A 22,617-nucleotide genomic window follows, 5' to 3' on the forward strand; every position below is an offset into this window, starting at 1 on the left:
ACCATTCAGGCCTGTGCGGCGGCACAGGCCTCCGGTCAGGCCGAGCGGCCGGCCGGCGACAGCCCGGGCATCGCGAGCTCGACCGCCGGCGAAGGCGACGCAGCAGCCGTCCCGGCCGCATGCCTGGCCAGCATCGGCCGCAGCGCGACGATCGCGAGGAAGGCGGCGAACAGATCCAGGCCCGCCACGGTGTAGAGCACGGTCGACCAGGTGCCGGTGGCCTCCATCATCAGGTTGCCGAGCGGCACGAACAGCGCACCGATGCCCTTGGCGCAGTACAGCACACCATAGATCTTGCCGATGTGCTTGGTACCGAAGGCGTCGCCCGCCAGCGCGGAGAACAGCGAATACACCTCCCCCCAGGCCAGGAAGACCACGCCCGACAGGATGAGGAAGGCCCAGGGGTTGTGGCCGAAGTAGCCCAGCGCGATGATGCCCAGGCCTTCCAGCGTGAAGGCGATCACCATCGTCTTCTCACGGCCGATGTGGTCGGAAATCCAGCCGAACAGCGGGCGCGAGATGCCGTTCATGACGCGGTCGAGCATCAGGGCGAGCGGCAGCGCCGCCATGGTGACGAAGTACAGGTCGACCTTGAAGTTCTTCACGCCCAGGTCCTGTGCGATCACGCCCAGCTGGGCCACGGCCATCATGCCGCCGGTGACGACGCAGGAGAACATCAGGATCATCAGCCAGAACAGCGGCGTGCGAAGCGCTTCGCCCAGCGTGTAGTCGCGCCGGCTCTGCATGAGCTTGGTCGACGCACGCACCTCGCCGCCCTTGGGCGCGCGCAGGAACCAGGCCGCGAGGAAAGCCAGCGTTCCCTGCAGCAGGCCGAAGAACAGGAAGGCATGCTGGAAGCCCGAGGATTCGATCATCGCGGCGATCGGCAGGATAGTGGCGGCCGAGCCGGCGCCATAGCCGCCTGCCGTCAGGCCCACCGCCAAGCCGCGCCGATCGGGGAACCACTTGAGCGCGTTGTTGATGCAGGTGGCGTAGATCGAGCCCACGCCGATGCCGCCGACCGCTGCGCCAATATAGAAGCCCATCAGCGTCGTCGCCTGCGAGTTGATGACCCAGGCCGCGCCGATGAACAGCGCACCGAAGGCAACGATCAGGCGCGGTCCGAACTTGTCGATGAAATAGCCTTCGATCGGCGCCAGCCAGGTCTGCACAAGCACGAAGATGGTGAAGGCGATCTGGATCGACGCACGCTCCCAGCCGAACTTGCCCTGGATTTCCGGCACGAACAAGGTCCATGCGTACTGGATGTTGGCGGTGGCAATCATGCAGACGATGCCGACAGCCAGTTGCAGCCAGCGGTTGTCGAACAAGCGCGTCGGCGCGTCGGATGCGGTCTGTGTCGGTGAGGTGGTGTTCATTCGCTTCGTCTCCATTCAATGTCGCGCCGATCGCGTCGCGGCACGTTCAGGGTTGGGAATCAATCGCGCTGCGGGCACGGATCGCGATGGAACGCAACTGTTCCCGCAAACGGCCGCCGGCGCGCCTGCCGGAAGTCACTCGGCGGATCGAGGAAAACCCCGAGGGCTCAGGGGAAGTCCCCATGCCGAAAGTCATGGCTGTCATTTGCGAGAATGCGCCGCCAATGAACCTCGCACGTCGCATCGATCCACGGCGCTCCATGGCTGCCGCGATTGGCTGGCTGCTGATTGCGCTCACCTTGTGCCTGGCGCTCGCGGCAAACCTGTGGCTGCGCAGCTTCGTGCGTGCGACGCTGCTCGAGCAGCACGGCCAGCGCCTGGAAACAGCGGCCGAGCACGTCAACGCCGAACTCGACACCGCACTGCTGCTGCGCCTGCAGGCGGTCAGCGTGGTGGCGACCATGCTGTCCGAGCACGTGCAGCACAGCGAAGGCGAACGCCTGAAGCGATCGCTCGAGGCGGTACGCCGCGGCGTGCCGGACCTGATCTGGCTCGCGGTGACCGATGCCGACGGCTTCATCGTCGCAGCGACCGACGAGCAGCTGGTCGGCCAGAACGTCAATCAGCACGCGTGGATCTCGCAAGGCCTGGATGCCGCGTGGATCGAGGAAGGTCGCTCGCCGCGCGAACGCTTCCTGAAGCTCACCGCGCCGGTGAGCAACGCCGATGGGGCGATCATCGGCGTCGTCGCCGCGAACCTGAGCTGGAGCTGGGTGCAGAAGATGGTGGCCGAGATCCGCGCCTCGCCGGGCGAATGGCTGCTGATAGATCGCGACGGCATCGTGCGCCACGGGCCGAGTGCTCTCCTGGGGCAGCGCTGGCGCGATGTCGGCGATCCGGTGACGCCCTTCGATCCCGCCGTCGCCGGCCTGGGGAACGACGGATCCGATCTGCCCACGCGCATCCGGACAAGGCGGCTCCTGGACAACCGGCCCTACCTGATCGCGACCCCGCCCAATGCCCGTGACGGCACGCTGCGCCGGCTCGGCTGGCAGGGCGTGGTGATTCAGCCGGTCGAATCGGTCGCGGACTTTGCGACAGCCATTGAATGGCGCATCTCGGTCGTGCTGAGTCTGCTGGGCCTGGCCGCCGCCGTCACCGGCATCATCGTGGCGCACCGCCTCACGCGCCGCGTGAGCGTGATCGCCCATTCGGCGGACGCAGTGCTGGCCGGGAGCGCGACGCGCATCGAGGTGCCGCAGGGTGTCGACGAAGCCGCGCGGCTGGGCAGTGCGCTCGACCGATTGCTGGATACGCTGCAGCGCGAACGCGACGAGCTGCGCCGGCTCAATGCCGAGCTGGACGAACGCGTGCGGCAGCGCACCGAGGAGATCAACCGGCTGGCGCAGGAATCGCGCGATGCCGCGGTGGTGCGCGAACGCCTGCGCCTGGCGCGCGGGCTGCACGACACGCTGGCGCATTCCATGATGGCGATGCTCACCGAGATCCGTGTGCTCAAGCGCCTGGCCTCCAGCCGGCCCGACGCGCTGCCGGACGAGCTGGTTCGGGCCGAGCGGGCGGCGCGCGACGGTCTGGACGAGGCACGCCGCGCGATCGACCAGTTGCGCAGCAACCCGGTGCGCGACATCGGGCTGGGTGCGGCGCTGGCCGAGTTGGCCAAGAGCCTGAGCGAGCGCTCCGGCATCGAACTCGACTGCCAGATCGAACCCGCATTGTCTGCCCTGGCGGCCGAGCCGGCGGCAACCGTGTTCCACATGTGCGAGGAAGTGCTGCGCAACGTCGAACATCACGCCGGCGCGCGGCGACTCGTGATCCGCCTGCAGCGCGTTGCGAACGACGACGTGGAATTGGAGATCGGCGACGACGGCATCGGCTTCGAGCCGAGCGCAGGCGCCGCGGGGCACTACGGACTTGTGGGGCTGCGGGAGCAGGCCGACGCGATTGGCGCCCGGCTGCGCATCGACAGCCGCTGCGGCGAAGGCACCTGCGTGTCGCTGCGCTGGACGCAACGCGGGCGGAGCGCGGGTCCGGATCCGCAGCCTCTACCGGCGTAGTTCCGCGTGTTCGAAGTTCCGCCGATCGATTGACTCTCCATGCCTGCGGGCCATCAAAAGGAGCGGGAATCAGCTTGCATCGGACCGGCGCTCAGACGCGGGCGCTTGCAACGTCTTGCGAAACTCAATGGCCTCGTTCATCAACCACTCTGCCAGCGCACGCGCGGCCTGGTTTCGCGCAGCTCGCTTGGCCAGGATCAGGTGATAGCCGGCGGCCAGTGGCGTATGCCGCGGCCATGCTTCCAGCAGGCGGCCCTCCCGAATATCGTTGTCGATCAGTACGACATGGCCGATGGCGATGCCGAGGCCGGCGACGGCGGCAGTGAGCGTTGCCTCGGTGTCCTGCAACTTCATGTTCCGGGCACTCGCCAACCTTCCCGCATCGCAGGCCGCAAGCCATTGAGGCCACTTGCTGCTTCGCAGAGAGTCATGCAGCCAAGGGAAACGATCCATGTCGCCGATGCGCGCGAGCCGCTGCCCTCCCAGGAGCCGGGGTGACGCCACCGGAACGAGACTGTCATGCATCAGAAGCTTCGCGCCAGGCCAGGAGCCGTCCCCGTAGTGGATTGCGAGGTCGAACCGCTCCTTCCGGAAATCGGCATCCCAGATCGATGTGGCCAGCTCGATCTCGACGTCGATGCGCGCGAGCTGCAGCCGCGTCAGCCGGGGGATGAGCCAGCGTGAAGCGAACGATGGCATCGCCAGCACCTTGACCGTCGGTCGCTCGCCGGCCCTGGCGACTCGCATCGCGCCATGATCCAGCTCATCGAGCGCGCGATTGACTGTCTCGAGGTACAGCTCGCCTGCAGCGGTGAGTTGCACGCTGCGATGGCCGCGCAATACCAGCGTCTGCTGCAAGCCTTCTTCCAAAGAGGCCATGTACCGGCTTATCGCCGATTGAGCGCAGCCAAGATCGCGAGCGGCGGCGGTGAAGCTGCCGCAGCGCGCTACAGCGCGAAACACGCGCAATGCGGTGATCGAGATCTCAGTCATTTGCCATGCCAATGCTAGATGGCATGAGATGACCAAAGCGCATCGCCGGAGACGCCTTTCGCATGCCTAATGCCATTCTCTGACAAAGCCGCAGGAGCTCCCATGTTGAAAGTGCATACGCCATCGGACATCTTCACGCCCCTCGGCTCGATCGCGGTGGCTTGAGATGCTGAACTTTGAACTGAACGGCCAGCGGACTGAGCTCGACCTGCCGGGCGACATGCCGCTCCTTTGGGCGCTGCGCGACGTGTTCGGCCTGACTGGGACCAAGTTTGGCTGCGGCATGGCATTGTGCGGGGCATGCACCGTGCATCTCGACGGCGTGGCCATCCGCTCCTGTCAGACGCCGCTGTCGTCGGTCAGCGGCAAGCGCGTCACCACCATCGAGGCGGTCGGCCAGACGGCGCTGGGGCGCAGCGTGCAGAAGGCCTGGCTCGAAGAGGAGGTGGTGCAGTGCGGGTACTGCCAGTCCGGGCAGATCATGTCGGCCTGCGCGCTGCTCAGCCAAACGCCCAAACCCAACGACGCCGAGATCGACTCGGCGATGTCCGGCAACATCTGCCGCTGCGGCACCTACTCGCGCATCCGCCTGGCCATCCATCGTGCGGCCGATGCCGGGGGCAAGGCATGAACGCGTATTCGCACGACATTTCCCGGCGGGTCTTCCTGGTCGCTGGCGGATCGCTCGCACTTGGCGTGGCATTCAACAGTGCGGTGGGAGCGGACGCACCGGCCGCCACCGAGAAGCCCTCTCCCTTCGAACCGAACGCGTTCATCCGAATCGATCCCGACAACACCATCACGCTGACCATTCCGCGCGTGGAGATGGGCCAGGGCACCTACACGGCCTTGTCGATGTTGATCGCTGAGGAACTTGAAATCTCGCTCGCTCGCGTCAAGCTCGCCCATGCGCCGCCTGACGCTTCCCGTTATGGCAACCCCCGAGCCGGCGGCTCACAGATCACCGGGGGCTCCAACTCTGTTCAGGGTGCTTGGGAGCCGCTTCGAACGGCAGGCGCGATGGCGCGCGTCATGCTCGTAGAGGCGGCGGCACAGGAATGGCGTGTCGCGGCAGCCGAGTGCCGCGTCCAGGACGGCGTCGTGATCCACGCGCCCAGCGATCGGCAGCTCGCCTACGGGCAACTCACCCGGCGGGCAGGCGACTTGCCGTTGCCGCAGCAAGTCACCCTCAAGGCACCGGAAGCCTTCCAGCTCATCGGGCGTCCGCTCAAGCGCCTCGATGCCGCCGAGAAGGTCGATGGTCGTGCGCGGTACGGCATCGATGCGAGGTTGCCGAAGATGCGCTATGCCGCTGTTGCGGCAAGCCCCGCTTTAGGCGGCAAGCTGGTGAGCGTGGAAGATCGGGCGGCACTGGCCTTGCCAGGCGTGCACCAGGTGGTGCGCATCGACAACGCCGTGGCGGTGATCGGAGATCACTCCTGGGCCGCGAAGCAGGGGCTCGCAGCGTTGAAGATCGTCTGGGATGACGGGCTGGCGGCGAGCGTCTCGACTGCCAGCATCCGCAAGGGCCTGGAGGGCGGTCTCGCGCGGCAAGATGCTGCGGTGGCGCGTGCGCAGGGCGACGCAGATGCGGCGCTGCGCGGCGCGACCAAGCGACTCACGGCCACCTACCATTCGCCGTTTCTCGCTCACGCGGCGATGGAGCCGATCAACTGCACCGTGGACCTCCGTGCGGATGGCTGCGACGTCTGGGTGGGAACGCAGGCGCCGACGCGCGCTCGCGACGCTGCGGTGCGCGCATCGGGACTGACGGCCGACAAGATCCGCATCCACAATCACCTGATCGGCGGCGGATTCGGCCGCAGGCTGGAAGCCGACTACGTCGAGCAATCAGTGGCCCTGTCGCGGAATGTGCAAGGTCCGGTCCAGTTCATCTGGTCGCGAGAGGAGGACATTCAGCACGACATCCTGCGGCCGGCCTACGTCGACCAGTTCAGTGCAGCCATCGATTCGCAAGGTCGCCCGATCGCCATCACTCACCGGGTCGTCGGCTCGTCGATCGTGGCTCGTGTTGCGCCGGGGCTGTTTCGCAATGGCTTGGATCTCGATGCGATCGAGGCTGGGTTGGGCCCCTATGAATGGCCCGCGTCCAGGCTCGACTACGTGCGCGAGGAGCCGGCGGCCGGCTTGGTCACGGGCTGGTGGCGCGGCGTGGGGCCGACGCACAACTGCTTCGTGGTGGAAAGCTTCGTGGACGAATTGGCTTTGATGGCCAACAAGGACCCCGTGTCCTACCGCTTGGAGTTGCTGCCCGAGCGTTCGCGCGCGCGTTCGGTCTTGGAACTGGCGGTGCAGAAGGCGGGTTGGGACGCGCCCTTGCGCCCCACGGCGGCCAAGGGCGCCAAGCGAGGCCGCGGTGTCGCGGTGCTGGCCGCGTTCGGCAGCTATCTGGCCCAGGTGGCCGAGGTGACGGTCGACGCTTCTGGTGACATCGCTGTCGACCGCGTCGTTTGCGCGGTGGACTGCGGCATGGTCATCAACCCCGACACGGTAAAGGCTCAAGTGGAAGGCGGCATCCATTTCGGCGTCAGCGCAACCTTGTGGGGGGAGATCACCATCAAGGCCGGCCGCGTCGAGCAAAGCAACTTCCATGACTATCGGCTACTGCGGCTGTCAGAGGCCCCGAGGGTCGAGGTTCACATCCTGCCCAGCCGGGAAGCGCCAGGTGGTATTGGCGAACCGGGTACGTCGGTTGTACTGGCCGCCCTTGCGAATGCCGTGTCTGCCGCCACCGGCCAACGGCTGCGTAGCTTGCCTCTGCGCCCTAACTCGGCTTGAGATCGCGCTTTTTTTACTCTAGCCAGCCACGGACTGCGCACCAAGCGCACTGGCGCTGTCGCGGGCATGGGAGATCCCCAACTGGTACTCTTGCGCTCTATGAAGATTGCCACCTGGAATGTCAATTCCCTCACCGCTCGCCTGCAGCACGTGCTCGACTGGCTGATCGCCAACCCGGTCGACGTGCTGTGCCTGCAGGAGCTCAAGATGAGCGACGACAAGTTCCCGCTCGACGTGCTGCAGTCGGCCGGCTACCACGCGGCGGTGTTCGGCCAGAAAACCTACAACGGCGTCGCGATCCTGAGCCTCGCTCCGGTGCGCGACATCGCGAAGAACATCGGCGGCTTCGCCGACGATCACTCGCGCGTGATCAGCGCCACGATCGACACGCCGGCCGGCGAGCTGCGCGTCGTCAACGGCTACTTCGTCAACGGCCAGGCGCCGGGCACCGAGAAGTTCGCCTACAAGATGAGCTGGCTGCGCGCCATGCGCGAGTGGCTGCGCGAGGAACTCGCTGCGCACCCGAGGCTGGTGCTGCTCGGCGACTTCAACATCGCGCCGGAGGACCGCGACAGCTTCGACCCCGTCGGGCTGGCCGAGACCATTCATCACACGACCGAGGAACGCGACCATTTCAAGGCCCTGCTGGGACTCGGCCTCGCCGACAGCTTCCGCCTGTTCGAGCAGCCCGAGAAGAGCTACTCGTGGTGGGACTACCGCATGCTGGGCTACCAGAAGAACCGCGGGCTGCGCATCGACCACATCCTGGTGAGCGAGCAGCTGGTGCCGCATGCAAAGAGCTGCACCATCGACCGCGTGCCGCGCAAGTGGGACAAGCCCAGCGACCACGCACCCGTAACCCTGGAGCTCAACGCATGAAACGGATCCTTCACCTCGCCCTGCTCGCGGCCGTGCTCGGCCTTTCCGCCTGCTCGGCGCTGAAGCCGAGTGCCACCGACGAAGTGCCCTCGCCCGGCGCCAAAGCCCCCGCGGAAGAACCCTCGAAGCCGTCGGAAAAGGCGCCGACCGTGCGGCTCATCACCCCGCAGACGCCGGCCGTGCGCGCCTACCGCAAGGTCGGCGCGCGGCACATTTACAGCAAGTACCCCCAGCGCATCTACAAGGGGAAGATTCCGCCGCTGGTGTATGCGGTGGTGGTGACCGAAACCGAGGTCGACAGCAGCGGGCGCGTCACGGGCGTGCACTTCAGCCGCACGCCGAGCCATGCGCCGGAGGTGAGCGGAAAGATCGCCGAGCTGATCCGCGAGGCCTCCCCCCTCCCAGCCCCGGGCAAGCTGGGTGCGCACACCTACGTCGATACCTGGCTGTGGGACAAGAGCGGCCAGTTCCAGCTCGATACGCTGACGCTGGGACAGCGCAGCCGCTGAGCGTCGGCGCGCCTGCAGTTATTCCAGGCCGAGTTCCTGGATCTTGCGCGTGATCGTGTTGCGGCCGATGCCGAGCTTCTGCGCAGCCTCGATGCGGCGGCCGCGCGTGTTGGCCAGCGCCGTAAGGATCAGGCGCGATTCGAAACGGCGCGACAGCACGTCCCAGACGTCGTTGTGGCCGGCCGCCAGCAGGCTCTGGGCCTCCTGTTCGAGCCCGGCCTCCCACGAAGCCGAGCCGACCGGGGCAGCGGGCGCGGCGGGTGCCGCGGAAGCCGGGGCCGAGGCCACGGCAGCAGCCACAGAAGGGGCCGCCGCGGCTTCGTGTTCCGCTGCGGCGGCAGCGGCGGCACCCGGCGCCGCAACGGCTGCGGCAGAACCGGCCATCACCTCCGGCGGCAGGTCCTTGGCTTCGATCAGCTGCGCCGGCGCCATCACCGTCAGCCAGTGGCAGATGTTCTCCAGCTGCCGCACGTTGCCCGGAAATGAGAAGGTCGCGAGCTGTGCGAGCGCCGCATCGGAGATGCGCTTGGGCTCGACGCCGAGCTGCTTGGCGCTCTGCTGCAGGAAGTGGCGCGTGAGCGCGGGGACGTCTTCGCCGCGCTCGCGCAGGGCCGGCAGCCGCAGCCGGATCACGTTGAGGCGGTGGAACAGGTCTTCGCGAAAGCCGCCGATCTTGACGCGCTGCTCCAGGTCCTGGTGCGTGGCCGCGATCACGCGCACGTTGGCCTTGACCGAGTTGTGGCCGCCAACGCGGTAGAAATGGCCGTCGCTCAGCACACGCAGAAGACGCGTCTGGAGGTCGAAAGGCATGTCGCCGATCTCGTCGAGGAACAGGGTGCCGCCCTCGGCCTGTTCGAAGCGTCCGCGGCGCATGGTCTGCGCGCCGGTGAAGGCGCCCCGCTCGTGGCCGAAGAGCTCGCTTTCGAGCAGGTCCTTCGGGATGGCGGCGGTGTTGATCGCCACGAAGGGGCCGCTGGCGCGCGGCGAATGCTTGTGCAGCGCGCGCGCCACCAGCTCCTTGCCGGAGCCCGATTCGCCGGTGATCAGCACCGTCACGTTGCTTTGCGACAACCGCCCGATGGCGCGGAACACGTCCTGCATCGCCGGTGCCTGGCCCAGCATCTCGGGCGCTGCAGCCATGCGCTCCTCGGACACTTCCTCGCGCTGGCTTTCGTCGACCGCGCGGCGGATCAGTTCGACCGCGCGCGGCAGGTCGAAGGGCTTGGGCAGGTATTCGAAGGCGCCGCCCTGGAAGGCCGAGACGGCGCTGTCGAGGTCGGAGAAGGCGGTCATGATGATGACCGGGAGGCTCGGATGCTTGGCCTTGATCTTGTCGAGCAGTTCGAGGCCCGAGCCGCCCGGCATGCGGATGTCGCTCACCAGCACCTGGGGCCCCTGCATCTCGTCGTCGGCCGCGGCTTCGAGCGCCGCCAGCACCTCGCGCGTGTTGGTGAAGCTGCGGGTCGGCAGGTCTTCGCGCAAGAGCGCCTTTTCCAGCACGAAGCGGATCGATTGGTCGTCATCCACTATCCAGATCGGCTTCATGCAGTTCCTTGTTCCCTGTTAGCTAAGGCAGCGGTATCAATATCTTGAAATCGGTCCGGCCCGGGACACTGTCGCACTCGATCACGCCGTGGTGCTGTTGCACGAAAGTTTGCGCCAGCGTCAATCCAAGGCCCGTTCCGCCTTCCCTGCCCGACACCAGCGGGTAGAAGATGCGGTCCTTGATCGCGTCCGGCACACCCGGTCCATTGTCGATGACATGCAATTCCAGTGCCAGTCGATACCACTGCTTGTTGAAGATCACCTGACGCGCGATGCGGGTCTTGAAGGTGATGCACGCATCGCCGGCCGCACGGCGCTCGGCCAATGCCTGCGCCGCGTTGTGGACGATGTTGAGCGTGGCCTGGATGAGCTGCTCGCGGTCGCCGCGGAACTCGGGGATCGAGACGTCGAAATCGCGCTCGATGTGCAGGTCGCGCGGGAACTCCGCGAGGATGACCGAGCGCACGCGTTCGCAGACCTCGTGGATGTTGACGTCGCCCACCACGTGCGGCCGGCGGTGCGGCGCGAGCAGGCGATCGACCAGCGTCTGCAGGCGGTCGGCTTCGTGGATGATGACCTGCGTGTATTCGATGAGGTCGCGCGACTCGACCTCCATCTGCAGCAGCTGCGCCGCGCCGCGAATGCCGCCCAGCGGGTTCTTGATCTCGTGCGCGAGATTGCGGATCAGTTCCTTGTTGGCCTGCGCCTGGTCGAGCAACCGTTCTTCCCGGTCCTGCCGGACCTGCTGCTCGAGCGGCGACATCTCGATGATTAGCTCGCCCGCGCGATCGCCCTGCGCCAGCGTGACCTGCACCGGCATCAGCTCGTGGTTGACGCGGCGCAGGAAGGCCTCGTAGCGCAGCGTGGCAAAGTCGTTGCTGCGCGCGCCGTCGATCGCCGTGCGCAGCACTTGCGGCTCGTGGAAGCAGGCGCCGAACTGCGAGCCTTCGAGCGTGCGGCGCGAGGTGCCCAACGCGTCTTCGAGGCCTGAATTGGCGAACAGCACCGCGCCGTCGGTGCGCACGACCGCGATCAGCGTGGAAAGAAGGTCGAAGGCCTGGAAGCGCTTGGCGGCGGAAGCGCTCTTTCCAAAGGCCATCAGCGATTGGCCGGCAGGCGGCCGATTTCGCGGCGGATGCCCGCGATGTCGCTTTCGTTGCGTGCGATCTCGGCCTTCATTTCGGCCACGCGATCCAGGTACTTCTGATAGTTGCGGGCCTCGCTGCCCTGCTTCTCGGGCTCGCCGTTGTTGTAGTCCTTGAGCAGCTGGGCCTGGCGCTCTTCGGCCTTCTTGAGCTCGGACTCGAGCACCGAGCGCGCTTCGCCGTCGCGTGCGCGCTGGTCGGCGCCGTCGACGCGCGGGCTGCCGGCCGGCGCACGCGCGGCGGTGCTGCCCGCCGCAGCCGCCGCGATCGGGCGGGGGCCCTGGACCACGGTGACGTTGCCGCCCTCCATCACCTTGCAGCCGCGCTGTTGGGCGAGGGTCGCGTTGTTGGTGTATTCGTTGCCGCAGCGCCAGACGCGCTCCTGCTGGGCCTGGGCCTGGATGTGCACGCCGGCCGCCGCCGAGGCGGCCAGGAGGAAAACGAAAGAAGTCTTCATGGTCGTGAATGTAGTGCGCAGCAAACCGGCATTTTCGTGCAATTCGGGAGTTCGGCCGCGCAAGGTGGCCCCAAAAAGAAAAGGGACGGCCCAAGGCCGTCCCTTTTTAACGCCAAAGCCGAAAAGCTGGCTTACAGCGAGTAGTACATGTCGAATTCGACCGGGTGCGTCGCCATGCGGAAACGCGTGACTTCCTGCATCTTGAGGTCGATGTAGGCGTCGATGTAGGCGTCGGTGAACACGCCGCCCTTGGTCAGGAAGGCGCGGTCCTTGTCGAGGTAGTCGAGCGCCTGGTCGAGGCTGTGGCACACGGTCGGGATCAGCGCGTCTTCTTCCGGCGGCAGGTGGTAGAGGTCCTTGCTGGCGGCCTCGCCCGGGTGGATCTTGTTCTCCACGCCGTCCAGGCCGGCCATCAGCATCGCGGCGAAGCCGAGGTACGGGTTCATCATCGGATCGGGGAAGCGCGCTTCGACGCGGCGGCCCTTCGGGTTGGCCACGAAGGGGATGCGGATCGAGGCCGAGCGGTTCTTGGCCGAGTAGGCCAGCTTCACCGGTGCTTCGAAGCCGGGAACCAGGCGCTTGTAGCTGTTGGTGCCGGGGTTGGTGATGGCGTTCAGCGCGCGGGCGTGCTTGATGATGCCGCCGATGTAGTGCAGAGCGAAGTCGCTGAGACCGGCATAGCCGTCGCCGGCGAACAGGTTCTTGCCGTCCTTCCAGACCGACTGGTGGACGTGCATGCCGGAGCCGTTGTCGCCGACGATCGGCTTGGGCATGAAGGTCGCGGTCTTGCCGTAGGCGTGGGCCACGTTGTGGATCACGTACTTCTGCAGCTGGACCCAGTCGGCGCGCTGGATCAGCGTGCTGAACCTGGTGCCGAGCTCCATCTGGCCGGCATTCGCCACTTCATGGTGATGCACTTCGACCGGGATGCCCAACGACTCGAGCACCAGGCACATCTCGGAGCGCATGTCCTGGAAGCTGTCGACCGGGGGAACCGGGAAGTAGCCGCCCTTGACGGCGGGACGGTGACCAGTGTTGCCGTGCTCGAATTCCTTGGCGCTGTTCCAGGAGGCTTCTTCGGACTCGATCTTGACGAAGCAGCCCGACATGTCGTTCTGCCAGCGCACGCCGTCGAACACGAAGAATTCCGGCTCCGGTCCGAAGTAGGCCGTGTCGCCCAGGCCCGAGGCCTTCATGTAAGCCTCGGCGCGCTTGGCGAGCGAACGCGGATCGCGCTCGTAGGGCTTGCCGTCGGTCGGGTCGACCACGTCGCAGGTCAAGAGCAGCGTCGTTTCTTCGAAGAAGGGATCGATGTTGGCCGTGTTCGGGTCGGGCATCAGCAGCATGTCCGAAGCCTCGATGCCCTTCCACCCGGCGATCGACGAGCCGTCGAAGGCGTGGCCGTCGGTGAATTTGCCCTCGTCGAATGCGGACACAGGCACGGTCACGTGCTGCTCCTTGCCGCGGGTATCGGTGAAGCGGAAGTCGACGAACTTGACCTCGTTTTCCTTGACGAGCTTGAGTACATCGGCGACGGTCTTTGCCATCAGGTTCTCCTGGTTTGGATGGTTGGTTGGAATTGCGGAAGCTGGAATGCAGTTTTTGTGCCCATTGTCACAGCCGAAGAGGGGCACCCGACATCGCGCCGAAACCCCAAAAGCAGGCAAGTTGTAACCGAATTGGTGCAGCTCAAATCAACGCACCAATTCTGGGCCAAGACGCACACCAAAGGCGTGCAGACCTTCGAGCAGCTGGGCATAGGCAGCGTCGACGGACGCGGCTTCGCCCTTGACGCCGAGCTCGATGTGGCGACCGTGCTCGGCATGGTCGACGCTCGGCAGGCTGAAGACCTTGACGCCGGGGTGGCTGCGCTCCACGGCCTCCATGAGCGGCGTGAGCGTGGCTTCCATGGCTCCGTAGACGATGACCGATTTCTCGGCCGCCTGCCCGTGGGCGAAGAGATGCGCATAGCGCTCGTCGAGCACCGATTCGATCATCGGCCAGGCCATGACCGGGAAGCCCGGCACGAAGTGCACGTCGCCGACGCTGAATCCCGGAATCTTGTTGTAGGGGTTGCGGATGATGTTGGCGCCGAGCGGGAACACGCCCATGTTGAGCCGGTGCACGTTGTCCGGACGGTCGGGCTCGTAGACCGTGCCCTGCTCGCGCGCGGTGTCCTGCATGCGTTCGCGGATCAGCAGCTCGGCTTCCGGATGCAACCCGAGCGGCACCCCGAGCGCCGCGGCCGCGCACTGGCGCGTGTGGTCGTCCGGCGTGGCACCGATGCCGCCGGTGGAGAACACGATGTCGCCCGAGGCGAAGGCGCGCGCGAGCGCTTCCGTGATGCGGACCGGCACGTCGCCGACGTACTCGGCCCAACCCAGCTGCAGCCCGCGCGCAGCGAGCAGCTCGATGACCTTGGGCATGTGCTTGTCGGCACGCTTGCCCGACAGGATTTCGTCGCCGACGACGAGAAGACCGAATGAACGTGTGCTCATGGTGCGCCCCATTGGGTGGCGGCCGCATGGACGTCTGCCATCTCGGCCGCGGAAGGTGAAACGGCCGCCGCCGCGCGCTGCGCCCGCAGCTGGGCCAGGGCATCCAGGCAGTAGTGCGCGAACCAGAGCGCGGAGAACGCGAACACCAGCGTGTAGATCCAGATCGCGAGCGGCACCAGCACGAAGAAGGCGGCCGCGAACAGCAGCCCCGACGCCCAGACGATGCTGGGCGCGGCGCCCAGGTAGCCGCACAGCACGCCGACGCCGAGCAGCGGCAGCCGATGGGCCCGCAGCACGGCCTCGCGCTCCTCCGGGCTCGCATGTTCGGCCAGGGCGTCGAAGCTCATCACGCGGTAGGTCAGCCAGCCCCAGATCAGAGGCGGCAGGATCAGCACCAGCGGCGGAATGAGCCACAGCGGCATCGAGACGATCAGCGCGAGCAACGCCAGCACGGTGAGGCCCAGCGAGCGCAAGACGCCGCCGAAGAAGGAAGCGCCCTTCTTCTGCTCGAGCGTCGGGAAACGACGGTCGGCCACCAGGCGCGTGAGCGGCGGGGCCATGAGCCCGGCCACGATCAGGAGCGAAACCACCACGATCAAGGGCGTGGCCGCGATCACCACCACCATCGGCGCCAGAACGGCCGTGACATCCCCCGAGAACAGGCGCCCCATCCAGCCCCAGAAGCTGGACAGAAGCGGCCAGGCCTCGAGCGCCTCGCGCGTCCATGCCACCGTCGCATCCCAGTAGAAATAGCCGAACAGCGCTGCCAGCAGCGCCATGAGCGCCAGCGGCAGCAGGGAGAGCACGATCACCCGCGGGTGCATGCAATAGGCTACCGAACGCCAGAAGGAGTCGAGAAGAAGACGCATCGCCGCCGAGGATAACCGCGTCGCGTGGAATCCAGATCAGCCGCGGCCGGCGAGGCGCTTGAGCCCCAGCCACTGCTGCGCCCAGAAGCCGCGCCCGTAGTCGCGCACGCGGCCTGCGGCGTCGGGCTCGACCTGGTCGCGGATGCCGGTCGGGTCGTAGCGCTCCTCGAAATTGACGGTGCGAAACAGCATGTCCCACCACGGCAGCAGCACGCCGAAGTTGTGGCCGCCTAGCGTTCGCGGGCCCTGCGACTCGTGGCCGATCCCGATGCTGTGGTGCAGGCGGTGGAAGCGCGGGCTGATCCAGAGCCGCTCGCCGATCGCGCCGAAGCCGAGCCGCAGGTTGGCATGCTGTAGGCTCTCGCTGAGCTGGGTGAAGGCCACGATCGCGATGAACTGCCCCGGCGCCACGCCGATCAGTTGGGCGACGACGACGATGATCGTGTCGTGGATCACGTCGTCGAGCAGGTGGTTGCGGTTGTCGCTCCACATCGTCATCTGGCGCTGGGAATGGTGCAGCGAATGCAGCGCCCACCACCACTGGAAGCCGTGCTGGCCGCGATGGATGAGGTACTCGACCAGATCGAGCACCACCAGGTAGATCGCGAAGGCGACCCAGGGAATGTCGGTCACGCCGGGCCAAAGCTGGTCGAGATGGAAGGAGCCCCAGCCGGCGGCGCGCACGGTGCCGAGGATTTCGTCGAACAACGGATCCAGCGCGAAGAACATCGCGAGCCGGAACAGGCCCAGCCGGTGGATCAGCGTATAGAGGATGTCGGTGCGGATGGCGGGCCGGTCGAGCACCGGCTCGGCCGGCCGCCAGCGCTGCAGCGGGCCGAATACGGCCACCAGCACCCCGATCTGGATCAGGCCGACCAGCAGCCAGCCGGTGGCGTCGAAGGCCTCCTCGACCCAGCCGCCCAGACCCACGGCATAGACCAGCGGCTGCACGGCGGCCTCGAACAGCCATTGCTGCAGATTGGCGAAGGAGTCGGTCAACCAGTCCATCGGAACACCACGCGATTCAGGGATGGGACGCGATCCAGTCACGATACGCAGGATGCTGGCGCAGCGTCTGGAAGCAGAAGCCCTTGGCCTTGAGCCCGACGATCAAGGGCTCCAGCACGGCCGGCGCCCACGGGTCCTTGCGCGACCAGATGCCCAGGTGCGCGACCAGAATGTCGCCGGGCTGGATATGGTCGAGGGCCTGTTGCAGCAGCTTCTCGTTGCTGAACTTCTCGCTCGGCAGCTCGTCGCCCAGGAAGCCGGCCGGCGCCCAGCCCACATGCGCATAGCCGCATGCCTTGGCGGCCGCCAGCAGCTTGGGCGAAGTCTTGCCACCCGGCGCGCGGAACAGCGGCAACGGCTTCTTGCCGGTGACGTGCTGCAGGCGATCCGAGGCCTTGGCGATGTTGGCGCAGTACTGTTCCGCGTCCCAGGTGAATTGCCGCCCCGCAAAAGCGCCGGCCGAGGGTTGGATGCGGAAGCGCGGCGCGATGCCCTTCACGTCGCCGCGCCAGTAGGCATGGTCGTAGGTGTGGGATGCAAATTCGTGGCCTTCAGCCGCCCTCGCCTTCCACCACGGCGCCCACTGGCTGTCGAGGCTGTCGCCGCCGGTCAGCGTGCGCTCGGCCGCGCCGAAGAAGGTAACACGCACCTCCTGCCGCTTGAGCACCTCCGCCACCAGCGGCGCCACGCCCATGTGGCCGGTGTCGAAGCTCAGGTAGACCGGCTTGGCGCAACTGCCCTGTGCAAGGGCGCCGGTGGACACGGCGCCCGCAGCGAGCAGGACGAGCGCGGCCGCGGAACTAGCGCCGCGCATGATCGAGGGTCCAGACGCCGTGCGGCGAGCGGCCCACGGGCACCTGCCGCACCACCTTGTGGGCGGCCAGATCGACCACGCTGAGCTTCCTGGCCCAGCGCGAAGTCACGTAGAGCGTCTTGCCGTCGGCCGAGACGTCCATGCAGTCGGGCCCGCCGCCCACCGGATAGGTGTCGCTGACCTGCAGCGTCTGCAGGTCGATGCGGCTGATGGTGTTGGCCACGCGGTTGCTGACGAAGACGCTGCGGCCGTCGCCGGCCGAGCGGAAGGCGTGGGCGCCCTTGCCGGTGGGAATCTTGCCGACCAGCTTCGGCTCCCGGCCGGCGACGTCGAAGACCTGCACGCCGTCGCTGCCGGTGAGGCCGACCAGCAGCGTCTTGCCGTCGTGGACGCCGAAGATGTCGGCCGGCATCGGACCGGTGGGCGTGCGCCAGCGGATGGTCTGCGTGGCGAGATCGACCGCGACCAGTTCGTCGCTGTCCTGCATCGTGACGTAGGCCGTGGTGCTCTTGCCGTCGATCCAGATGTGGCTCGGCGTCTTGCCCGAGGGGATGCGCTTCAGCAGCTTGGGCTCCTTGCCGTCCCAGCGGTAGATGTCGATGTGGTTGAGCCGGTTGCCGGCGGTGACGAACCACTTCATGTCGGGCGAGAAGCGCAGGTGGTACGGATCGATGATGCCGTAGACCACGCGCTGAACCTCGGCCGTGCGCGGATTCAGGAAGGTCAGCGAGTCGCCCGCCGAATTGGCGACGATCAGCGAGCTCTCGTCGGGGGACAGATAGAGATGGTGCGGCTCCTTGCCGGTCGGGATGCGCAGCTTCTCGGTCCAGCTGACCGGATCGACCACGCTCACCGTGGCATCGAGCGAATTGAGCACGAAGACCGGTGGGGGCTCGGCAGCGAACGCCGGCAGCGCCGCACAGGCAAACAAAAAGGCCGCGAGGCGGCCTATCGGGGGGGAGAAGAAGCGCAAGGGGGAAGTTCCGGGAATCAGGCTTCCGATTTTAACGATCGACCCTGCCCGCTGGCTGACTTGGGCGCGCCGTCCGCAAGGCCTCGACCTGCACGGAATCCAGCCAGCGCCATTGACCTGGCGCCAGCTCCTCGGGCAGCGCAAGCGGCCCGATGCGCGAGCGGTGCAGGGTCTCGACCCGGTTGCCCACGGCGGCCAGCATGCGCTTGACCTGGTGGTACTTGCCTTCGGTCAGGGTGAGCCGCAGCTGCAGCGGCCCGACCGCCTCGCAGGCGGCCGCGCGCACCGGCTTCGGATCGTCGTCGAGCACCACGCCGGCGAGCAGCCGGGCCACCTGCGTGTCGTCGATCGCATGCTTGGTACCGACCTCGTAGACCTTCGGCACATGGTACTTGGGCGAGCCCATGCGGTGGATGAACTGGCCATCGTCGGTCAGCAGCAGCAGGCCGGTCGTGTCCTGGTCGAGCCGGCCGATGGCCTGCACGCCCTGCACTGCGCCCTTGTTGGGGCGCAGGCGCAGCGGCGACGGCAGCAGCGTGTAGATGCTGGGATAGGTCGACGGCTTCTGCGAGCACTCGGTACCGGCCGGCTTGTGCAGCATCAGGTAGGCCTTCTCGTGATATGCCCACTCGGTGCCCTGCACCGTGAAGTGCAGGCCTTCCGTCTCGAAATCCGCGGCGGGGTCTGCGACGACGGCTCCCGCCACCCTCACGAGTCCTTGCTGGACCAGCCCGGCGCAGACGCGCCGGGTGCCGAAGCCCTGGGTATAAAGAATCTCGTCGATCCGCATCAATAGCCGAGGGCCAGCCCGGTGTTGCGCCGCGGATCGTTGGCGCCGTAGAAGCGGTTCTTGCCGACCGGCTTGCCGCCCAGCGAGGGCGCGCCGACGATGATCGCTGCCAGATGGTTGGCCGGCTGCGGCACGCCGAGGTTGTGGCCCATGTCGATCAGGAGCTTGCGCGTGTCGGGGCTGAGCGCGAAGGTCTCGACGTTGGTCACGTCGGGCAGCCACTGCTGGTGAAAGCGCGGCGCGTCGACCGCTTCCTGCACGTTCATGCCGTAGTCGACGACGTTGAGGATGGTGTGAAGCACCGCCGTGATGATTCGGCTGCCGCCCGGCGTGCCGACCACGAAGACGGGCTTGCCGTCCTTGGTGACGATGGTTGGGCTCATCGAGGACAGCGGCCGCTTGCCCGGGCCGATGGCATTGGCTTCGCCCTGCACCAGGCCGTAGAGGTTGGGCACGCCGATCTTCGAGGTGAAGTCGTCCATCTCGTTGTTGAGCAGCACGCCGGTGCCGGCGGCCGTGACCTTGGCGCCGAACCAGTCGTTGAGCGTATAGGTCACCGAGACCGCATTGCCCCACTGGTCGATGATCGAATAGTGGGTGGTGTTGCTGCCTTCATGGGGCGCGACGCCGGGCTTGATGTCCTTGGAGACGCCGGCCTTCTTCGGGTCGATCGCGGCGCGGATCTTTTCGGCATAGCCCTTGTCGAGCAGCCGGTCGAGCGGGTTCTTCACGAAGTCCGGGTCGCCGAGGTAGCTGTTGCGGTCGACGTAGGCGTGGCGCATGGCCTCGATCTGGTAGTGCACGGCCTGCGCCGAGCGGAAGCCGAGCTCCTTGAGCGGATAGCCCTCGAGGATGTTCAGCATCTCGCAGATCACCACGCCGCCCGAGCTCGGCGGCGGCGCCGACACCACGTGGTAGCCGCGATAGTCGCACTCGACCGGCGCCAGCTCGCGCGTGGTGTACTGGTTCAGGTCGGCCTGCGTGATGATGCCCTTGCCGGCCTGGCTCGAGGCCACGAGCGCGGCACCCACCGGGCCCTTGTAGAAGCCGTCGGCGCCGTTGCGGCTGATGGCCTTCAGCGTTTTCGCGAGGTCTTTCTGCACCAGCTTCTGGCCGACTGCGAAGGGCTCGCCCTTGTTCAGGAAGATCGCGCCGGAGGCCGGGTCCTTCTTGAAGTCGGCAGTCGCGGTGGCGAGCATGTCGATGTCGCCTTGCTCCAGCACGAAACCACGCTCGGCCAGCGCGATCGAAGGCGCGATCAGCGCATCGCGCTTCATGGTGCCGTACTTCTCGCGCGCCAGCTCGAGGCCGGAGACGGTGCCGGGCACGCCTACGGCGAGGTGGCCGTTGGTGCTCAGGCCCTTGACGACGTTGCCGTCCTTGTCGAGGTACATGTTGGCCGTGGCGGCCAGCGGCGCCTTCTCGCGGAAGTCGAGGAAGGTCTTGCGTCCGTCCGCCAGTTGCACGGTCATGAAGCCGCCGCCGCCCAGGTTGCCGGCCGCCGGATAAACCACCGCCAGCGCATAGCCGACCGCCACCGCGGAATCGATCGCATTGCCGCCGCGCTTGAGCACGTCGACGCCGATCTTGGTCGCCAGATGCTGGGCGCTCACGACCATGCCGTTCTCGGCCGCCACGGGCGCCTGCGATGCCGCGTGCAGCTGTGCCGCGCCTGCCAGCGCGAGCGCTGCCGCGACGGCGCTGCGCAAGGCCGAAGTCCACTGAAGTTGTTTCACGGTTCTATCTCCTTGGAAGAATGGATCAGCCCGCAAGCAGCCCCTTGCGCCGCAGGTCCCGCAGGGCAAGCGCCACCTGTTGCTGCGTGAACTCGCGCAACGCACCTGCTTCGGTGAGCGGCTTTTCGTCCTTGATGAAGCGCAGGCGCTCGGCGCGGGCTTCGACTGCCAGGTGCAATGCCAGGGATTCGTGCGAATGCTTGCCGTCGAGCAGCGGCAGCAGACAGCGTTCGAGCAGCGAAAGGCCCACCGGCTCATGCCACAGATTGCAGGCGACGGCCGAGGGTCCGGCGTTCAGCGCGAGACCGGGCGCGCTGCGTACCGCGGCCAGCGCGCGCGGGAACGCCGACACTTGAGCGGCGGCCTGCGGCGAGGCGCGCCGGATGCGCACGGCACCGAGGATCAGCAGTTCCTCCAGCATCGCCATGACGAGCGGCTCGACTGCGGCGCGCGGTTCGCCGGTCCGTGCCGAGACCTCGGCGAGCAGCGCGTCGGCCGAGGCGGTGGCCGGGTAGCGCTCGTCGAGCACCTGGGCCACCGCTTTTTGAAGCGGCAGCCGCAGCGTGATCTTCAGATTGCGCATCGCATTGCAAGGCTGCTCCTGCGCATCGAGCGTGAGCACCCCGCCACCTTCCGCTGAGAACACGCCGGCGAACTCAAGCGCGCGGATGCGCTCCGGGACAAGGCGATAACGGATCTCGGCGGCGCGTTCCTGCTTGACGAGCAGCGTCTGGCGGAAGGTGCGGTTGACCAGGAAGTCCAGGTACTGCTCCATCATGATCTGGCTGCCCCCGCACTCGCGCAGCAAGGGATCGCGAACCTTGTCGCCATAGTTCTGGACGAACATGGTCGACGGCTCCGCATCCGCCAGGTAGCTCAGCCCGTGCGCGCTCGCACGCGCGGCGAACTCCTTGAAGTAGCAGGGTGAATTGCAGGGCTCGAGGAACTCGTGCAGCAGGTAGGAGCTGTTCGCGGCGCGCACGATCGGCATCGTCTCTTCGAGCGTCTTCTTGAGCACGCTGTCCGGCCGCGCCGACTGTTCGAGAAACTCGAGCATGCCGCGCGCGTAAGAGAGCTTCTCGTCCGGCTCGTCGCGCGGGGCGCCGCGCAGGATCATGGCGTCGCGCACGATCTCGCGCGCCTTCCAGCCCGGGTACACGTTGTAGCTCACGTAGGCCACGCCGTTGGGCGCGAGGTTCTCCGAGCACACGCGCAGGATCGCGTCCTGCACCGGCGCCGGCACCCAGCTGTAGACGCCGTGGCAGACGATGTAGTCGAACTGACCGAAGGATGCATCGATGCTGGCGATGTCGAGTGCGCGCAATTCGACGTTCTTCAAGCCTGAATGCTCGATGGCCGCCACGCCCTGCCGGATCTGCACCGGTGAAAGGTCCACGCCGAGGGCTCTCGCCTCCGGGTGACGTGCCGCGAAAGGGATCAGGTTGCCGCCGGCCGCGCTGCCGAGTTCGAGCACGCGTGCCTGCGCGGGAGCAGGCGACTCGAGGCCGAAGAGAAAGGCCAGCGCCTCCAGATGCTCGACCGCAGACTGAGGAAACGGATGCGAGTCGTACGGCACAGTGTCGTAGTAACTCGTGAGCGCGGTCGTCATTGAATCCATGGATATCCTCTGTGCGAGCGACGCCGACTATAGCTCGCGCGCAGAGTGGCGCGAGCGTCGTACGAGAAGGAAAGGTCGCGAGGCCCACGCGGCTGCATGAACCGCGTCGGACCTCGATCCGATGGATGTGTGGTGGAGCTGGGGGGATTTGAACCCCCGTCCGCAAGCCTTCGTCGCGCAGATCTACATGTTTAGCGGTCTGATTTAGGTCTCGCCACCGGTGTCGCGCAGTCGCACGCTACACCGGCCGCCAGCACCCTATGTTCTCGCTCCGACCCAAGGTACCCGGATCGGAGCCAGCCAATGTAGATTATCTTTGCAGCCGGGAGGCGTCAGATTGCTCTAGCGCCCCCTTGCCCAGCCCATCGGCCTGCTGTTGCAAAGCTCACCGGCAATTAAGCGGCGAGTGCGAAACGTTCGTCGTTTGCAGTTAGTTTGTTTGAATCTGTTTTACGAGCGCATTCAGCTCGACATGCCCCGCTGCGATTCCGAACCCACGTCGAAACCAGTGCAGCCCCAAGCGATGCATT

At 66.7% G+C, this 22,617-nt stretch carries 19 protein-coding genes and 1 other RNA gene; 5 read left to right on the forward strand and 15 right to left on the reverse strand.

Annotated features, from left to right (window positions below):
• Positions 1–35: 35 nt before the first annotated feature.
• Positions 36–1,379 carry an oxalate/formate MFS antiporter gene (gene oxlT, locus AC3A6B_RS00835; RefSeq protein WP_487834852.1) on the reverse strand — a complete coding sequence of 448 codons (1,344 nt, stop codon included), beginning with the start codon at positions 1,377–1,379 and terminating at the stop codon, positions 36–38.
• Between the two features lie 224 nt (positions 1,380–1,603).
• Here oxlT and AC3A6B_RS00840 point away from each other — a divergent pair, with 224 nt between their 5' ends.
• Entirely contained in the window at positions 1,604–3,454 is a 1,851-nt protein-coding gene (locus AC3A6B_RS00840) for a histidine kinase (RefSeq protein ID WP_487834853.1), read from the forward strand.
• 69 nt (positions 3,455–3,523) lie between these two features.
• On the opposite strand, the gene AC3A6B_RS00845 is transcribed toward AC3A6B_RS00840, so the two are convergent.
• The gene (locus AC3A6B_RS00845) at positions 3,524–4,447 is read right to left on the reverse strand and encodes a LysR substrate-binding domain-containing protein (RefSeq protein WP_487834854.1); all 924 of its coding nucleotides are present in this window, start codon (positions 4,445–4,447) and stop codon (positions 3,524–3,526) included.
• A gap of 166 nt (positions 4,448–4,613) precedes the next feature.
• On the opposite strand from AC3A6B_RS00845, the gene AC3A6B_RS00850 reads away from it, so the two are divergent.
• The 4 genes from AC3A6B_RS00850 (at position 4,614) to AC3A6B_RS00865 (ending at position 8,634) form a co-directional block, all read left to right on the forward strand.
• A complete protein-coding gene (locus AC3A6B_RS00850) occupies positions 4,614–5,078 on the forward strand; it encodes a (2Fe-2S)-binding protein (protein WP_487834855.1) in 465 nt (154 codons plus the stop codon).
• Positions 5,075–7,246 carry a xanthine dehydrogenase family protein molybdopterin-binding subunit gene (locus AC3A6B_RS00855; RefSeq protein WP_487834856.1) on the forward strand — a complete coding sequence of 724 codons (2,172 nt, stop codon included), beginning with the start codon at positions 5,075–5,077 and terminating at the stop codon, positions 7,244–7,246. Before AC3A6B_RS00850 ends, AC3A6B_RS00855 begins: the two co-directional genes overlap by 4 nt.
• Before the next feature lie 99 nt (positions 7,247–7,345).
• Positions 7,346–8,125, forward strand: a complete 780-nt coding sequence (xth, locus tag AC3A6B_RS00860) for an exodeoxyribonuclease III (protein WP_487834857.1) — start codon at positions 7,346–7,348, stop codon at positions 8,123–8,125.
• On the forward strand, positions 8,122–8,634 hold the full coding sequence (locus AC3A6B_RS00865) for a hypothetical protein (RefSeq protein ID WP_487834858.1): 513 nt from the start codon (positions 8,122–8,124) through the stop codon (positions 8,632–8,634). Before xth ends, AC3A6B_RS00865 begins: the two co-directional genes overlap by 4 nt.
• An 18-nt stretch (positions 8,635–8,652) precedes the next feature.
• Here AC3A6B_RS00865 and ntrC read toward each other — a convergent pair whose 3' ends face one another.
• The 13 genes from ntrC to ssrA all read right to left on the reverse strand — a co-directional run bounded on the left by ntrC (position 8,653) and on the right by ssrA (position 22,605).
• The gene (ntrC, locus tag AC3A6B_RS00870) at positions 8,653–10,179 is read right to left on the reverse strand and encodes a nitrogen regulation protein NR(I) (protein ID WP_487834859.1); all 1,527 of its coding nucleotides are present in this window, start codon (positions 10,177–10,179) and stop codon (positions 8,653–8,655) included.
• Positions 10,180–10,201: 22 nt separating this feature from the next.
• Positions 10,202–11,278 (reverse strand): nitrogen regulation protein NR(II), encoded by a 1,077-nt coding sequence (gene glnL, locus AC3A6B_RS00875; protein WP_487834860.1) that lies wholly within the window; start codon positions 11,276–11,278, stop codon positions 10,202–10,204.
• Positions 11,278–11,781: a hypothetical protein gene (locus tag AC3A6B_RS00880; RefSeq protein WP_487834861.1), complete on the reverse strand. Its 504-nt coding sequence runs from the start codon at positions 11,779–11,781 to the stop codon at positions 11,278–11,280. Before AC3A6B_RS00880 ends, glnL begins: the two co-directional genes overlap by 1 nt.
• Before the next feature lie 131 nt (positions 11,782–11,912).
• A complete protein-coding gene (gene glnA, locus AC3A6B_RS00885; RefSeq protein ID WP_214699314.1) occupies positions 11,913–13,328 on the reverse strand; it encodes a type I glutamate--ammonia ligase in 1,416 nt (471 codons plus the stop codon).
• A gap of 147 nt (positions 13,329–13,475) precedes the next feature.
• Entirely contained in the window at positions 13,476–14,291 is an 816-nt protein-coding gene (locus AC3A6B_RS00890) for a competence/damage-inducible protein A (RefSeq protein ID WP_487834862.1), read from the reverse strand.
• Complete coding sequence (locus AC3A6B_RS00895) at positions 14,276–15,148, reverse strand: EI24 domain-containing protein (RefSeq protein WP_487834863.1); 873 nt, start codon at positions 15,146–15,148, stop codon at positions 14,276–14,278. The genes AC3A6B_RS00890 and AC3A6B_RS00895 overlap by 16 nt, the downstream gene beginning before the upstream one ends.
• A gap of 36 nt (positions 15,149–15,184) precedes the next feature.
• Positions 15,185–16,156, reverse strand: a complete 972-nt coding sequence (locus AC3A6B_RS00900; protein ID WP_487834864.1) for a sterol desaturase family protein — start codon at positions 16,154–16,156, stop codon at positions 15,185–15,187.
• Between the two features lie 16 nt (positions 16,157–16,172).
• Positions 16,173–16,970 carry a polysaccharide deacetylase family protein gene (locus AC3A6B_RS00905; protein ID WP_487834865.1) on the reverse strand — a complete coding sequence of 266 codons (798 nt, stop codon included), beginning with the start codon at positions 16,968–16,970 and terminating at the stop codon, positions 16,173–16,175.
• Positions 16,957–17,943, reverse strand: coding sequence for a YVTN family beta-propeller repeat protein (locus AC3A6B_RS00910; RefSeq protein ID WP_487834866.1), 987 nt, complete (start codon positions 17,941–17,943; stop codon positions 16,957–16,959). Before AC3A6B_RS00910 ends, AC3A6B_RS00905 begins: the two co-directional genes overlap by 14 nt.
• A 31-nt stretch (positions 17,944–17,974) precedes the next feature.
• Positions 17,975–18,733, reverse strand: a complete 759-nt coding sequence (locus AC3A6B_RS00915) for a pseudouridine synthase (protein WP_487835229.1) — start codon at positions 18,731–18,733, stop codon at positions 17,975–17,977.
• On the reverse strand, positions 18,733–20,442 hold the full coding sequence (ggt, locus tag AC3A6B_RS00920; RefSeq protein ID WP_487835230.1) for a gamma-glutamyltransferase: 1,710 nt from the start codon (positions 20,440–20,442) through the stop codon (positions 18,733–18,735). Before ggt ends, AC3A6B_RS00915 begins: the two co-directional genes overlap by 1 nt.
• 52 nt (positions 20,443–20,494) lie before the next feature.
• Positions 20,495–22,087 carry a class I SAM-dependent methyltransferase gene (locus AC3A6B_RS00925; protein ID WP_487834867.1) on the reverse strand — a complete coding sequence of 531 codons (1,593 nt, stop codon included), beginning with the start codon at positions 22,085–22,087 and terminating at the stop codon, positions 20,495–20,497.
• 130 nt (positions 22,088–22,217) lie between these two features.
• Positions 22,218–22,605: a transfer-messenger RNA gene (ssrA, locus tag AC3A6B_RS00930) on the reverse strand.
• Between the last annotated feature and the right edge of the window lie 12 nt (positions 22,606–22,617).

It is taken from the genome of Variovorax sp. Soil_C_33 (assembly GCF_057656935.1).

Coding starts and splice junctions, on each gene's coding strand:
- oxlT (WP_487834852.1), bottom strand. CDS start 1,379: ATGAACACCACCTCACCGACACAGACCGCATCCGACGCGCCGACGCGC.
- AC3A6B_RS00840 (WP_487834853.1), top strand. CDS start 1,604: ATGAACCTCGCACGTCGCATCGATCCACGGCGCTCCATGGCTGCCGCG.
- AC3A6B_RS00845 (WP_487834854.1), bottom strand. CDS start 4,447: ATGACTGAGATCTCGATCACCGCATTGCGCGTGTTTCGCGCTGTAGCG.
- AC3A6B_RS00850 (WP_487834855.1), top strand. CDS start 4,614: ATGCTGAACTTTGAACTGAACGGCCAGCGGACTGAGCTCGACCTGCCG.
- AC3A6B_RS00855 (WP_487834856.1), top strand. CDS start 5,075: ATGAACGCGTATTCGCACGACATTTCCCGGCGGGTCTTCCTGGTCGCT.
- xth (WP_487834857.1), top strand. CDS start 7,346: ATGAAGATTGCCACCTGGAATGTCAATTCCCTCACCGCTCGCCTGCAG.
- AC3A6B_RS00865 (WP_487834858.1), top strand. CDS start 8,122: ATGAAACGGATCCTTCACCTCGCCCTGCTCGCGGCCGTGCTCGGCCTT.
- ntrC (WP_487834859.1), bottom strand. CDS start 10,179: ATGAAGCCGATCTGGATAGTGGATGACGACCAATCGATCCGCTTCGTG.
- glnL (WP_487834860.1), bottom strand. CDS start 11,278: ATGGCCTTTGGAAAGAGCGCTTCCGCCGCCAAGCGCTTCCAGGCCTTC.
- AC3A6B_RS00880 (WP_487834861.1), bottom strand. CDS start 11,781: ATGAAGACTTCTTTCGTTTTCCTCCTGGCCGCCTCGGCGGCGGCCGGC.
- glnA (WP_214699314.1), bottom strand. CDS start 13,328: ATGGCAAAGACCGTCGCCGATGTACTCAAGCTCGTCAAGGAAAACGAG.
- AC3A6B_RS00890 (WP_487834862.1), bottom strand. CDS start 14,291: ATGGGGCGCACCATGAGCACACGTTCATTCGGTCTTCTCGTCGTCGGC.
- AC3A6B_RS00895 (WP_487834863.1), bottom strand. CDS start 15,148: ATGCGTCTTCTTCTCGACTCCTTCTGGCGTTCGGTAGCCTATTGCATG.
- AC3A6B_RS00900 (WP_487834864.1), bottom strand. CDS start 16,156: ATGGACTGGTTGACCGACTCCTTCGCCAATCTGCAGCAATGGCTGTTC.
- AC3A6B_RS00905 (WP_487834865.1), bottom strand. CDS start 16,970: ATGCGCGGCGCTAGTTCCGCGGCCGCGCTCGTCCTGCTCGCTGCGGGC.
- AC3A6B_RS00915 (WP_487835229.1), bottom strand. CDS start 18,733: ATGCGGATCGACGAGATTCTTTATACCCAGGGCTTCGGCACCCGGCGC.
- AC3A6B_RS00925 (WP_487834867.1), bottom strand. CDS start 22,087: ATGGATTCAATGACGACCGCGCTCACGAGTTACTACGACACTGTGCCG.